Below are 13,777 nucleotides of genomic sequence, written 5' to 3' on the forward strand. Positions count from 1 at the left end.
AAAAGATATCGCCCCGCTTAAGGCCGTCTGAAAGACAGATTGCAGCCAACTTAAAACCTTTCTGCCGATAGCTTGAAATATGGTTTTGCGGTAAGATAACGCCCATTCGTTTTTAATCGCAACGCGCCGTCCGGGCCGTCTGAAATCCTTGTAAAAAATTTATCGAGACATTATGAAAACCACCGAACTACGCCAAAAATTCCTGAAATTTTTTGAATCTAAAGGCCACACCATCGTCCGCTCTTCCTCGCTCGTGCCACACGACGACCCGACCCTGCTGTTTACCAACGCAGGCATGAACCAATTTAAAGACGTATTCCTCGGCTTTGACAAACGCCCATACAACCGCGCCACTACCGCGCAAAAATGCGTACGCGCAGGCGGCAAACACAACGACTTGGAAAACGTCGGCTACACCGCCCGCCATCACACCTTCTTCGAAATGATGGGCAACTTCTCCTTCGGCGACTACTTCAAGCGCGACGCGATCCACTTCGCTTGGGAATTCCTGACTTCTCCTGAATGGTTGAACATCCCTAAAGACAAACTCTTGGCAACCGTTTACGCAGAAGACGACGAAGCCTACAACATTTGGCTGAACGAAATCGGCATGCCTGCCGAGCGTATCGTCCGCATCGGCGACAACAAAGGTGCAAAATACGCATCCGACAACTTCTGGCAAATGGGCGATACCGGCCCTTGCGGTCCTTGCTCCGAAATTTTCTACGACCACGGCGAAGAAATCTGGGGCGGCATTCCGGGCAGCCCTGAAGAAGACGGCGACCGCTGGATCGAAATTTGGAACTGCGTATTCATGCAGTTCAACCGTGACGAACAAGGCAATATGAATCCGCTGCCTAAGCCTTCCGTTGATACCGGTATGGGCTTGGAACGTATGGCCGCCGTCATGCAGCATGTTCACAGCAACTACGAAATCGACTTATTCCAAGACCTTCTCAAAGCCGTTGCCCGCGAAACCGGCGCGCCTTTCAGCATGAAAGAACCAAGCCTGAAAGTCATCGCCGACCACATCCGCTCCTGCTCATTCCTGATTGCAGACGGCGTATTGCCTTCCAACGAAGGCCGCGGCTACGTATTGCGCCGCATTATCCGCCGCGCCGTGCGCCACGGTTACAAACTGGGTCAAAGCAAACCATTCTTCCACAAACTGGTGGCCGATTTGGTTAAAGAGATGGGCGATGCCTACCCTGAATTGAAAGAAAAACAAACTCAAATCGAAGAAGCGTTGAAAAACGAAGAAAGCCGTTTTGCCCAAACTCTGGAAACCGGTATGGCTTTGTTGGAAAACGCGTTGGCCAAAGGCAGCAAAAAACTCGACGGCGAAATCATCTTCAAACTCTACGATACCTACGGATTCCCATACGACTTGACTGCCGACATCTGCCGCGAACGCAATATCGAACTGGACGAAGCAGGCTTCGAGCGCGAAATGGAAGCCCAACGCGCACGCGCACGCGCCGCACAAAGCTTCAAAGCCAACGCCCAACTGCCTTACGACGGTCAAGATACCGAGTTTAAAGGTTATAGCAAACGCCAAACCGAATCCAAAGTCCTCGCCCTCTACAAAGACGGCGAACAAGTCAACGAATTGAACGAAGGCGACGAAGGTGCCATCGTAATCGACTTTACCCCGTTCTATGCAGAATCCGGCGGTCAAGTCGGCGACGTCGGCTATATCTTCGCAGGCGAAAACCGCTTTGAAGTACACGATACCCAAAAAATCAAAGCGGCCGTATTCGGCCAATTCGGCGTACAAACCTCAGGCCGTCTGAAAGTCGGCGACAGCGTTACCGCCAAAGTGGATGACGAAATCCGCAATGCCAATATGCGCAACCACAGCGCAACCCACTTGATGCACAAAGCCCTGCGCGATGTATTGGGCAAACACGTTGAACAAAAAGGCTCTTTGGTTACCGCCGAATCCACCCGTTTCGACATTTCCCATCCTCAAGCGGTCACTGCCGAAGAAATCGCCGAAGTAGAACGCCGCGTCAACGAAGCCATTTTGGCCAACGTTGCCGTCAATGCAGCCATTATGAGCATGGAAGATGCCCAAAAAACCGGCGCCATGATGCTCTTCGGCGAAAAATACGGCGACGAAGTCCGCGTATTGCAAATGGGCGGTTTCTCTACCGAATTGTGCGGCGGTACACACGTTTCACGCACCGGCGACATCGGCCTCTTCAAAATCATCAGCGAAGGCGGTATTGCCGCAGGCGTGCGCCGTATCGAAGCCATCACCGGCCTGAATGCACTCAAATGGGCGCAAGAACAAGAGCGTTTGGTTAAAGACATTATTGCCGAAACCAAAGCCCAAACCGAAAAAGACGTACTGGCGAAAATCCAAGCAGGCGCGGCACACGCCAAAGCATTGGAAAAAGAATTGGCACGCACCAAAGCCGAACTCGCCGTCCATGCAGGTGCCAAACTCTTGGACGATGCAAAAGACCTGGGCGCAGCCAAACTCGTCGCCGCCCAAATCGAAGCCGATGCCGCAGCCCTGCGCGAAATCGTGACCGACTTGACCGGCAAATCAGAACAAGCCATCGTATTGCTCGCCGCAGTAAACGACGGCAAAGTCTCCCTGTGCGCAGGTGTATCCAAACCGTTGACCGCCAAAGTCAAAGCAGGCGATCTGGTTAAATTTGCAGCCGAACAAGTCGGCGGCAAAGGCGGCGGCCGTCCTGACTTGGCACAAGCCGGCGGTACAGATACCGACAAATTGCCTGAGACATTGGCAAGCATTGAAAATTGGGTAAGTGAAAAACTGGCTTAATTGTTGATTTAATGCTGTAATCAAAAGGCCGTCTGAATTTCAGACGGCCTTTTTGTTTTCATTTCAAGCTGATTAATCCTTAAATTTAAGCTTTTTATTCAATCAGCTGACAATCAATCTTTCTCAACCGTAAAAAACAGTTCTTCCTGTTTCAAAGCATTACCGTCTGCATCGGTCAATGCTGCTTCTGCTGCGGAAAACTTGATAACGGCGAGGCTGAGGCTGCCTTGCTCTGTGAGTGCAGTATTAAGAATAAAGCCTGCTTCTTCCTCGCCGACTTTGATGGCAATACCGGCGGCTTCTAAAGAATCGCCGCTTAATACGGCCAGGCCGCGTTTCACTTGGCCTCGGTATTGGGCGCGGGCGATGATTTCTTGGCCGGGGTAGCAGCCTTTACGGAAATGGACTGCGCCGATGATATGTTGGTTGAGCATTTGGGCAACAGCCGCTTCTTTGGTTGCGGCGCAAATCCACGGATAGCCGCTGCGGATTTCGTGCAGGTTCCACGCGTTTTCGGCTCCTGCTTGATATTCGGCTGCGTTTTCGGCTGCTGAGATTTTCAGACGGCCTGTGTGCGGCAAGGCAATTTCTACGGTGTTTTCTTGAATTTGAGCTGGGAAAGACAGTTGCGGTTCAGTAGCAGAATGAGGTTCTGCATTGTCTGCCAACTCGCCGCTGACTGCTAAATCAGGCATCAGCTCGAAGACGACTTTTGCACGCAAGACAAACATTCTCAGGCGTTTGACAATCGCTTCGGTCAAATCTTGAGCCATGACCAACAGTAAATCTTCTCCGCGATTGACGACCAACATATTCGCCAACACACGGCCTTTAGGTGTATTGTATGTAGCGTAACATGCCTGACCGATAGCTAAATTATTAATATCGTTGGATAATTGACCATGAAGAAATGAAGCTCTGTCTTCACCGCTGACGCGGACAACGCCGAAAAAAGGCAGGCGGGTTTGCATAATCGACTCCTTAAATGGTAGATGCTGAATTATCGCCCAAATTGCCGCTTATTATCAAATAAATAAATTCAGGCCGTCTGAATGTTTCAGATGGCCTGTTGTTTGGATTCAAGCAATCAAAATTATTTGATGCTGACTTTACGGATAATCACGGCTTCGGTTGGAACGTCTTGATGATAGCCGCGTGTCGCAGTTTTCACTTTGCTGATTTTACGGACGACATCCATGCCGGAAGTGACTTTACCGAAAACGGCATAGCCGTAGCCTTGAGGGGTTTTGCTTTTGAAATTCAAAAAGTCGTTGTCGGCTGTATTGATAAAAAACTGGCTGGTTGCTGAATTCGGATCGCCGGTGCGCGCCATGGCGATGGTGCCGACGTTATTTTTCAAGCCGTTGTCTGCTTCGTTGTTGATGGCTTTATCGGTGGATTTTTGAACCATTTTCTCGGTAAACCCACCGCCTTGAATCATAAAATTGTCGATAACGCGGTGGAAAATCGTGTTGTCGTAAAAACCTTTTTTGGCGTAATTGACAAAGTTTGCCACGGTTTTCGGCGCTTTGACTTCATCTAATTCCAGTTGGATGTTACCCATATTGGTTTCAATCACGGCATGGGTAACCGCTTGCGCTTGCACGGAAAGTGAGAGTGCGAGGGCGCACAGGGTCAGTTTGATGGATTTTTTCATATGTCTTCTCGAATAATGTATTGTGAAAATGGAATATTAACCTTGTTTCGCGTGAAATCCATAAAAAACATGTAAGATTTTTCAAGCAAAACCCATAAGGTAATTAAATCAGGCCGTCTGAAAAGGGATAAAAACTAAATTCTTGCTTTTTATCATTCCCTTTCAGACGGCCTGCTATTACGGTCAAACCGAAATCAGATTAGAAATCCAACTCCGCTTTCAGCCAATAAGTGCGCGGCATACCGACGACGGCGAAGCTGCGGTCGTATTGGCCGCGTTGCACCTGCCAGTAGTTTTTGTTGAACAGGTTTTCTACCGAGCTGCTGACGGTTAAAGTATTTTTGCCGAGTTTGGTTTTGTAGCGCGCGCCTACGTCAACCAAGGTATAGGATGGGAAGGCGTATTGTTTTTGCGTGTCTTGGTAAGACTTGCCGAAATACGAAACGTTGCCGTTCAAGGTCAGACCTTTGGCAAACGGGGTGTCCCATTCCACGCCTGCTTTGGCAATCACGCGCGGGTTGGCAACTTGTACGCCGTTAACAAGATTGTCGGCGAAATTCGGATAATCTTTTACAGTCGATTGCAGATACATCAGACCGAAAGTCGGACGCAGGGTTTTATTCAACAAGTTGGCATAGGTATTGAATTCGATACCGCGGCTGCGTTCCATACCTTGCTCAGAACCGCTATAAGCCAAGCCCGCATTTTTGCGCGCTGCGAAATCAGTTCCTGAAGTCGTGTTGCCGCGCCAGTAGCCCGGGCGTTTGATTTGGAACGCGTTTAAAGTGGTTACAAAGTCGCCCCAGTTTTTGCGTACGCCGACTTCAAATTGGCGGCTGACACGCGGATCTGCCATCGTTACATGACCGTCATCATCGGTACGGATGTCGGACGGCTCCAAATCTTCCATATAGTTTCCGTAAACCACCAAGTCAGGCTGCGGAACCCATGCCGCCATCAACATCGGGCTGAAACGGCTCGCATCCGCTTTGCGGCCGTTTAATTTGTTTTTCTGCTCGACGGCTTGGAAACGTCCGCCCAAAGTGAGGCGGTATTTATTGTCGGCAAAACCAAGCGTGTCAGATACCGCCAAACTGTTTACTTTGATTACAGTATCCAATGAAGGTGTTGTATTCCATGCGCTGCCTAAGTTGGAATCCAATTTTGCCAATTGAGTAGGAATGTCGATGCTCGGATCGATAACGCTGCTTCTTGTTTGACGTGCACCTTGATAAGTAGTGCGTTTGCGGTCGATGCGGTCAAATGCGGTACTCCAGTTGTGGCTTACCGGACCGGTTTCAAATTCGCCGCGTGCAGTCAGATTCATACTGAGCGTTTTAAAACGCTGGTCGGTCAAACGCGCGCGACCGGAATTGTAGGTCAAACCGCTGCTTGTGACGGTAGGAGAGGCGAAATTACCGTAATAACGTGCATTGTTGTAGCCGATACCGCCTGTAATTTGGGCATTTTCAAACGCATCCCATTCAAAAGTCAGCATATTGGTCTGACCGCGCGTGTTTTGAGCCTGCCAGCTCGGAGCGAGATTCACTTTGCCTTCAGGCGCATCAAACAAGCGGCCGTTGGCGTTTTGAATGTCCTGCATACGCGCGCGACCGCCGTTGGTTTTGCGTTTCGCGTAGATGGAATCGAACGCCACACGCACTTTTTCGCCGCGATAATCAGCATTCAATGCAAATTCTTTGTTGTCTTCGCTGTAACCGTGACGCGGAGTGTCGCCATGGCGCAGTTTGCCGTTGGCGCGCACGCCAAATTCTTTGTTTTCGCCAAAGCGTTGACCTAAATCGAACGTACCTTGGGCGCGGTTGTTGCTGAACCAGCCCAAACCGATTTTGCGGTTGCCTTCATCGGCGGCTTTTTTGGTTTCGATATTGACGGAACCGGATACCGCGCCTTCAGGGTCCATACCGTTTACGGCAGTGGACGCGCCTTTAATCAGTTGCGCGGAGCCGACTTGCACGCTGGCCGTACCTTGCGTGCCGTACATGCCTGCCAAACCGTTGACGCTGAATTGGCGCGCATCAAGCTGATAACCGCGGAAATACAGGCCGGTCAGCGTGTTGCTTTCGCCGCCGAACTGCCATACGGAAGCATCTTTTTTCGCTACGGCATCCACTAAAGTACGCGCTTCGGTGTTGTTGAGGGCTTGTTCGTCGTAGTTGACAACGGTAATCGGCGCGGTAAAGGCGTTGGCTTTGCCCAATACGCCCAAGTTCACGCGGTCGCGCAAGTCGCCGTCGCTGGCGATGGAATAAGAACGGGCGGCTTTGACGCGTTTGGCGTCAGCGCGGACATTGACTTCCTGCAACTGCTGTTGCACGGGGGTTTCGGGTGTCGCTTCATCGGCGGCATAAGAAAATGCGCTCATAATCAAAAGCGGCATCAGGGCTAATTTGCTGTTCATAAAATACCTTCTGGTTTGAAATATTAATAATTCTTATTTCTTATATCGAGTAAAAAATTACAAAGTAATTTGGTTTTGCGATTATATTTGATAAGATTTCTGCTTTCCACAAAAACAAATAAGAACCGTTTGTAAATACAAAAATACAACAGTTCAGAAAACTATTATTACAGTTACCATAGTCAAATAAATTTGCCGTTCTTTCAGACGGCCTTTACATCCTTTCAGAGAACACTCCATGCAAAAATGGCAAATCGAGCTTTATTCCACGCCGTCTTGGCTATTGCAGACCTTATTGATGGTCGCTGCAGCCTCGGCGGTCATTCTGTTTTTTGCACGCAACACACGCTTCGGGCGCGAGTTTAGCTATATCCTGCGGCTGTGTCTGACGCCGAAAAGTGCAGTTAAAGTATTGCTGCTGATTACGGCGATGATTACGCTGCTGTTAACCGAAGTACGGCTGAATGTGTTGAGTACCTTTATGTCCAAAGGGCTTTACGACTCGATGCAAGATTTGAATGCCTCCGCGTTTTGGATGTTTGCAGCGATGAATGCAGGCGTGGTGTTGATACGGGCGTTTAACAACGTCGTCAACGACTTTCTCGATCAAGGCTTGGCGATTAAATGGTCGGAGCGGCTCAATGAAGTTTTGACTTCACGCTGGCTTGCCGACAAAAACTACTACCGCCTGCAAATGCGCCGCCACGCGCCGGACAACATCGACCAGCGTATCCAACAGGACGCACAGGATTTCATCGCCTCGACCATAGAATTTGTGCGCGGCATGGTCAATTCGGTCGTTACCTCGCTGGAATTTGCCGTTGTTTTGTGGGGCTTAGCAGGCATCCTGACCGTGTTCGGCTTCGACATTCCGCGCGGCATTGTTTGGTTTGTCTTTATTTTCGTGATTTTGGCGACCTTTATCGCCATGTGGATAGGCAATCCTTTGATTCGTTACAACTATGAAAACGAAAAGCTTAACGGCGACTACCGTTATTCCCTCATCCGCGTACGCGACCACGCCGAAAGCGTGGCGTTTTACAGCGGCGAAAAACACGAACACGACCAGCTTTCCGACCGCTTTAAAGCCATTATCCGCAACCGTTGGCACATTGCGCGACAAAGTGTCTGCCTGAGCGGCTTCAACGATATGTTCACCAACGGCATCAAACTCTTCCCCATTATTTTGCAAGCTCCGCGACTGTTTGCCGGACAAATCAAAATCGGCGACATCCAGCAGACCGTCCAAGCTTTCGCACGACTGCAAAACGCGCTGTCTTTCTTTCGAATGTTCTACAACAAATTCACCGCCTACCGCGCCCGATTGGAACGTCTGTACGGCTTTTTGCTGAGTACGGAAGAAAAACACACCGCACGACAACCCGACCTTACCGAAGTTTCAGACGGCCTGATCTTAGAAAACGTTGCCCTATACCGCCACAACGGCGAAGTTTTATTAGACGGTATCAATATCAACCTCAAAAACGGCAACTCCCTGCTGATACGCGGCCCAAGCGGTTGCGGCAAAACTTCGTTGCTGCGCGCGCTGGCAGGGCTTTGGCCTTTCGGCAGCAGCGGTAAAGTCAGCCATCCGCCGCTTCAAGACATCCTATTTCTGCCGCAACGCCCGTACACAGCGCAAGGCAGCCTGCGCGATGCGATTTGTTATCCCGACATCGACAAACAACATCCCGAGTTAGCCGACGCCATGAATACTTGTCGATTAGGTTATCTGGTCGATAAATTAGATAAAACCGATGACTGGCAGCACAAACTCTCCCCAGGCGAACTGCAACGCGTCGCCTTCGTCCGCGCCCTGCTCTCACAGCCCAAAGTCATCCTGCTCGACGAAGCCACCGCCGCCTTGGACGAACCGACCGAAGCCGTGCTCTACCGTGCCTTAAAGCAAAAACTACCCGACAGCATCATCATCAGTATCGGCCACCGCAGCACACTCAACGAATTCCATGATTTATGCCTCGATGTCGGTCATGTACAATGCTGAATTAATGGCATACCAAAGGCCGTCTGAAACAGTGAAAAACGAAATCAAACGATTTTGTCCTCGCCGTTTCAGACGGCCTTTACCAATAACCCATATATTATATTACAAAGAGTTATGTTATTTATGAGTTAATATACCATGATAAAACTGAAAATAACTATTCTACTGACAAATAATAGTTTTCCTACTTATAAGCATTACCCTTTATAATTTTAAATTTCCGTTTCAGACGGCCTTTATCCTCAATCCACACACAATTATGCTACTGAGCCTCAACCGCTTTGCCTTTCCTGTTTTCTTAAAAGAAACCCGCCTGCTTACCGCCCTCGCCCTGCCTATGCTGTTGGCGCAAGTGGCGCAAGTGGGTATTGGTTTTGTCGATACGGTGATGGCCGGTGGCGCAGGTAAGGAAGATTTGGCCGCGGTGGCTTTGGGCAGTAGCGCGTTTTCCACGATTTACATTACCTTTATGGGCGTGATGGCGGCATTGAACCCGATGATTGCCCAGCTGTACGGCGCAGGTAAAACCCAAGAAGTCGGCAAAACAGGAATGCAGGGTATTTGGTTTGGCTTGTGTTTGGGCGTATTCGGTATGCTGTTGATGTGGGCGATGATTACGCCATTCCGTCATTGGCTGACATTGAACGATTATGTCGAAGACACGATGGCGCAATATATGTTCTTCACCAGCTTGGCAATGCCTGCCGCCATGATACACCGCGCCCTGCACGCTTATGCCTCCAGCTTGAACCGTCCGCGCGTGATTATGTTGGTCAGCTTTGCGGCGTTTGTGTTGAATGTGCCGTTGAACTATGTGTTTGTTTACGGCAAATTCGGTATGCCTGCTTTGGGCGGCGCAGGTTGCGGCGTGGCAACGGCGGCGGTATTTTGGTTCAGCGCATTGGCTTTGTGGCTTTATATTGCCAAAGAAAAATTCTTCCGTCCGTTTGGCTTGACAGCAAAAATCGGCAGACCCGATTGGGCGGCTTTCAAACAGATTTGGAAAATCGGCGCACCCATCGGCTTGTCTTATTTTTTAGAAGCCAGCGCGTTTTCGTTTATCGTCTTTTTGGTGGCGCCATTCGGCGAGGATTATGTCGCCGCGCAACAAGTCGTCATCAGCCTGTCGGGTATTTTGTATATGGTTCCGCAAAGCGTTGGCTCGGCAAGCACGGTACGCGTAGGCTTTTCGCTCGGACGCCGCGAGTTTTTGCGGGCGCGTTATATTTCAGGCGTTTCGCTGGTGTTGGGCTGGGTACTTGCCACCTGTACCGCGCTGCTCTTGGTCATCTTTCGCTTTCAGTTGGCCGGTATGTACACCAACGATGCGGCCGTATTAGGCATTGCCGCGACCGTTTTATTTTTCGCCTCCCTATTCCAACTGGCAGACGCCACCCAATGTATCGCTTCATATGCGCTGCGCGGCTATAAAGTGACCAAAATGCCGATGTTCATCCATGCCACCGCTTTCTGGGGCTGCGGCCTGCTGCCCGGCTACCTGCTTGCCTATCATACCGATATGGGCATTTACGGCTTCTGGACTGCGCTGACCGTTTCACTGACGATTGCCGCCATTGCATTGGTATGGTGCTTGGAGCTTTGTAGTAAAGAAATGGTCAAATCGCATAAGGCCGTCTGAATAATACAAGCAGTCTTTCTCCACTGACTACGCCATTTAATCAACGAATTCCTATTTTAAAGTTAAACCCATGCAATCCATTCAATACCAAACCGACCTTACCCCTTACAACACTTTCGGCCTCAAAGCCCAAGCCCAAGCATTTGTTGCACTCAAACACGCCGACGAGTTGCGCGACATCGTCCGGCTGCCCGAGTTCAACCGAGATACTGTTTTATGGCTCGGCGGCGGCAGCAATATCCTTTTGATGGAGGACTACGCCGGTCTGGTTGTGCATATGGAAAACAAGGGAATACGCGAAATTGAGCGTTCAGACGGCCTGGTTTATATCGAAGCGCAGGCCGGGGAAATTTGGCATGATTTTGTTTTACATACGGTTGGACTGGGTTTAAGCGGGCTGGAAAACCTCAGTCTGATTCCGGGCACGGTCGGCGCGTCTCCGGTACAAAATATCGGTGCATATGGTGTTGAAGCGAAAGATGTTATCCATAGCGTACGCTGCTTTGATTTGGATACGGAAACCTTTGTCGAGCTTTCCAATGCCGATTGCGATTTTGCTTATCGTGAAAGCCTGTTCAAACAGGAAGGCAAAGGCCGCTATGTGATTGTTTCTGTTGTATTTGCGCTGAAAGAGCATTTTGTGCCGAACTTGGGCTATGGCGATTTGGCGGCAGCGGTTGCCGAACTGAGCCAAGGCCGAGAAGCAACAGCCAAAGATGTTTCCGATGCAGTGTGTGCAATTCGCAACAGTAAACTGCCTAATCCTAACGTGCTTGGTAATGTCGGAAGTTTCTTTAAAAACCCAGTTGTCAGCGCTGAAAAAACTGCCGATTTGTTGCAGCAATACCCCAATATGCCACGCTATCCGCAGCCTGACGGTTCGGTCAAACTCGCGGCCGGCTGGCTGATTGACCAATGCCGTCTGAAAGGCCATCAGATCGGCGGGGCGGCTGTGCATGACAGACAGGCTTTGGTTTTGGTGAATAAAAACAATGCGTCCGCTCAAGATGTCCACCAGCTGGCGCAATATGTTTGTAATACAGTATTTACTCAATTTCAGGTAGAATTACACGCAGAACCCAACTGGCTGCCGACTTCATACAGCCTATAAAACAAAGGAGTGTATCCCATGCCGCGCATTGCTAAAGTCAACACTTACACACGAATCATCAATGCCAGCCTCGCCTTATTCAACGAAGAAGGCGAGCGCAATATCAGCACCAACCATATTGCCGCCCACTTGGGCATCAGCCCGGGCAACCTCTACTACCATTTCCGCAACAAAGACGAAATCATCGTCCAATTGTTCAAACGTTACAGCGAAGCCCTGCTTGTCTACCTTAACGAGGCCGTGTTGCCGTCTAATGTGGAAGACTCCATCAACTACATGGCCGGTATTTATGATGTGATGTGGGAATACCGTTTCCTTTTCAGCGATGTGAATACCCTGCTTGCCCGCAGTGCCGAATTATTGGGTGAACACAATACCTTTACCCAAGCCAAAGTTTCCCCGCTGTTGGTCAACCTGCTGACCCAGCTCAACGGTCTGAACATCATCAGCGCAGACCAAACCGCCATGAACGACCTTGCCGTCAATATGTGGATGGTGACGAAATACTGGTTCGACTTCGACAGCTCCCTGCGCGGCCGCGCCAAGTTGACCGAAGATTCCAAAGTACGGGGCATCAGCCGAACACTCAGCCTGTTGCGCCCTTACTTGCTGCCGGAACACCGTGCCGAATTCGACAAAAAAATCGGTAGCAACCATTAATTTTTCCATACAAAGGCCGTCTGAAAATAGCTTTAACCAAGTTAAAGCTATTTTCAGACGGCATGTTAATTTTCGGATGCTTTATTTATGCACCTTCCCGATATTTCCATTCTCGGCTTAGGCTATCTCGGCTTGCCGCTGGCGCAAAAATGTTATGAACAAGGCAGTCAGGTAGCCGCCATCAAACGCAACCTGACCTCTGACGACATCAATCTGCCGATTGAACTCGACATTATCGATTTAAATCAAGACGATATTTTTCACAGTTCGACCTTGTGGCAAAACCATATCAACAAGCCGACATGGTTTTGCCTGCTTCCGCCTTCGTCATTAAACCATTACGCCGATACCCTGAAAAAATGGATTCAACTTGCCGAGCAATCTAAGGTACAACACATCATCTTCACCAGCAGCACCAGCGTGTATGGCGACCAAGCACGCATATGCGATGAAACCACGCCGCCCGATCCGCAAACTGAATCCGCCCGTCAAATCCTCACAATCGAGCAAGCCTTGCTTGAAAGTGCCGTCCCCCATATCGACATACTGCGACTGGGCGGACTTTATTCTGCCGACCGTCATCCCGTTACCAAGCTGGTTCAAAAAACACGCATTCAAGGCGGCAATCAACCCGTCAATATTCTTCATAAAGACTTGGCCGTCCAAGTCCTTTTTCAGACGGCCTGCCAAGCTGACGGCAAGCGTATCTGCAATATTGTCGAACCCCGCCACCCAAGCCGAGCCGAATTTTATACTGCCGAAGCGGCCAAACTTGGCCTGCCGGCTCCTGATTTCATCGTTGATGACAAAAGCAACGGCAAAATTGTAAATACCGTTTGCGCAGACGGGCTAAGCCTGTAAAATTGCGACTCAATCCATTAATCCGTTTCAGACGGCATTTAGAGTAAACCATGTCCGCCCTATTTCCCCTTATCAACCACCTGATACAGCAAAATCCGGAGCAACAGCGCGAGCTGTCTGAATTTGCAGGCAGCATCATCTGCATCAGCCTGACCGGTTTCAGACTGACCGGACGCATCAGCGAACAAGGTTTTCTTGAAACCGCACACGAAACCGCCGACACCAACATCACATTCCACAACAGCGCCATCCAAAAAATCCTCCAAGGCGGCCAGCCCAGCGTGGGCGACATCAGCCTCGAAGGCGACTTAGTATTGGGCATGTCCGTCCTTCCTATTTTGGGTGGACTGCGCTATTATCCGAGCGAAGATTTGGCGCGTGTATTCGGTCATGTGGCTGCAGAAAGCATCAGCTCGCGCGCCGGCGACATCGGCCGCACCATGAAAAAAATCGGCAAAAGCATTGCCGAGCAAATCAGCGACTTTTCACGCGAACCCGAATCCCCTGTTATCGACCAAGCCACGCTTGCCGCATGGTTGGAAGAAGTGGACAAACTGCGTGACGACGTTGCCCGCCTAAACGAACGCCTCGACCGGCTCGAGCGCGATATCTGGATAGATTAGAC

The 13,777-nt window shown here is 50.0% G+C and carries 10 protein-coding genes; 7 read left to right on the forward strand and 3 right to left on the reverse strand.

Going from position 1 to position 13,777, the window contains the following annotated elements; genetic code table 11:
• The first annotated feature begins 172 nt into the window (after positions 1-172).
• Positions 173-2,797, forward strand: coding sequence for an alanine--tRNA ligase (gene alaS / locus ACTHTS_RS00745; protein ID WP_440368891.1), 2,625 nt, complete (start codon positions 173-175; stop codon positions 2,795-2,797).
• A 113-nt stretch (positions 2,798-2,910) separates the two neighbouring features.
• On the opposite strand, the gene ygfZ is transcribed toward alaS, so the two are convergent.
• The 3 genes from ygfZ to ACTHTS_RS00760 form a co-directional block, all read right to left on the reverse strand.
• A complete protein-coding gene (gene ygfZ, locus ACTHTS_RS00750) occupies positions 2,911-3,768 on the reverse strand; it encodes a CAF17-like 4Fe-4S cluster assembly/insertion protein YgfZ (RefSeq protein WP_440368893.1) in 858 nt (285 codons plus the stop codon).
• A 122-nt stretch (positions 3,769-3,890) separates the two neighbouring features.
• On the reverse strand, positions 3,891-4,454 hold the full coding sequence (locus tag ACTHTS_RS00755) for a peptidylprolyl isomerase (protein ID WP_070629721.1): 564 nt from the start codon (positions 4,452-4,454) through the stop codon (positions 3,891-3,893).
• A gap of 199 nt (positions 4,455-4,653) precedes the next feature.
• Complete coding sequence (locus ACTHTS_RS00760) at positions 4,654-6,876, reverse strand: TonB-dependent receptor (protein ID WP_440368896.1); 2,223 nt, start codon at positions 6,874-6,876, stop codon at positions 4,654-4,656.
• Positions 6,877-7,114: 238 nt separating this feature from the next.
• Here ACTHTS_RS00760 and ACTHTS_RS00765 point away from each other — a divergent pair, with 238 nt between their 5' ends.
• The 6 genes from ACTHTS_RS00765 (at position 7,115) to ACTHTS_RS00790 (ending at position 13,775) form a co-directional block, all read left to right on the forward strand.
• Complete coding sequence (locus ACTHTS_RS00765) at positions 7,115-8,881, forward strand: ABC transporter ATP-binding protein/permease (protein ID WP_440368898.1); 1,767 nt, start codon at positions 7,115-7,117, stop codon at positions 8,879-8,881.
• 259 nt (positions 8,882-9,140) lie between these two features.
• Positions 9,141-10,520: an MATE family efflux transporter gene (locus tag ACTHTS_RS00770; RefSeq protein WP_440368901.1), complete on the forward strand. Its 1,380-nt coding sequence runs from the start codon at positions 9,141-9,143 to the stop codon at positions 10,518-10,520.
• A 70-nt stretch (positions 10,521-10,590) separates the two neighbouring features.
• Positions 10,591-11,631 (forward strand): UDP-N-acetylmuramate dehydrogenase, encoded by a 1,041-nt coding sequence (gene murB / locus ACTHTS_RS00775; RefSeq protein ID WP_440368903.1) that lies wholly within the window; start codon positions 10,591-10,593, stop codon positions 11,629-11,631.
• An 18-nt stretch (positions 11,632-11,649) separates the two neighbouring features.
• Positions 11,650-12,291, forward strand: a complete 642-nt coding sequence (locus tag ACTHTS_RS00780) for a TetR/AcrR family transcriptional regulator (RefSeq protein ID WP_440368905.1) — start codon at positions 11,650-11,652, stop codon at positions 12,289-12,291.
• Positions 12,292-12,378: 87 nt separating this feature from the next.
• Positions 12,379-13,152 carry an SDR family NAD(P)-dependent oxidoreductase gene (locus ACTHTS_RS00785; RefSeq protein ID WP_440368907.1) on the forward strand — a complete coding sequence of 258 codons (774 nt, stop codon included), beginning with the start codon at positions 12,379-12,381 and terminating at the stop codon, positions 13,150-13,152.
• Positions 13,153-13,202: 50 nt separating this feature from the next.
• Positions 13,203-13,775: a ubiquinone biosynthesis accessory factor UbiJ gene (locus ACTHTS_RS00790; RefSeq protein WP_440368909.1), complete on the forward strand. Its 573-nt coding sequence runs from the start codon at positions 13,203-13,205 to the stop codon at positions 13,773-13,775.
• Positions 13,776-13,777 lie beyond the last annotated feature (2 nt).

It is taken from the genome of Neisseria sp. P0019.S003 (assembly GCF_051957115.1).
In the GTDB taxonomy this organism is placed as follows: domain Bacteria; phylum Pseudomonadota; class Gammaproteobacteria; order Burkholderiales; family Neisseriaceae; genus Neisseria; species Neisseria flavescens_D.

What these genes read in the sequence shown, in the direction of transcription:
- ACTHTS_RS00785 (WP_440368907.1), top strand. Translation starts at nt 12,379, where the DNA reads ATGCACCTTCCCGATATTTCCATTCTCGGCTTAGGCTATCTCGGCTTG.
- ACTHTS_RS00780 (WP_440368905.1), top strand. Translation starts at nt 11,650, where the DNA reads ATGCCGCGCATTGCTAAAGTCAACACTTACACACGAATCATCAATGCC.
- alaS (WP_440368891.1), top strand. Translation starts at nt 173, where the DNA reads ATGAAAACCACCGAACTACGCCAAAAATTCCTGAAATTTTTTGAATCT.
- ACTHTS_RS00790 (WP_440368909.1), top strand. Translation starts at nt 13,203, where the DNA reads ATGTCCGCCCTATTTCCCCTTATCAACCACCTGATACAGCAAAATCCG.
- ACTHTS_RS00770 (WP_440368901.1), top strand. Translation starts at nt 9,141, where the DNA reads ATGCTACTGAGCCTCAACCGCTTTGCCTTTCCTGTTTTCTTAAAAGAA.
- ygfZ (WP_440368893.1), bottom strand. Translation starts at nt 3,768, where the DNA reads ATGCAAACCCGCCTGCCTTTTTTCGGCGTTGTCCGCGTCAGCGGTGAA.
- ACTHTS_RS00765 (WP_440368898.1), top strand. Translation starts at nt 7,115, where the DNA reads ATGCAAAAATGGCAAATCGAGCTTTATTCCACGCCGTCTTGGCTATTG.
- murB (WP_440368903.1), top strand. Translation starts at nt 10,591, where the DNA reads ATGCAATCCATTCAATACCAAACCGACCTTACCCCTTACAACACTTTC.
- ACTHTS_RS00755 (WP_070629721.1), bottom strand. Translation starts at nt 4,454, where the DNA reads ATGAAAAAATCCATCAAACTGACCCTGTGCGCCCTCGCACTCTCACTT.
- ACTHTS_RS00760 (WP_440368896.1), bottom strand. Translation starts at nt 6,876, where the DNA reads ATGAACAGCAAATTAGCCCTGATGCCGCTTTTGATTATGAGCGCATTT.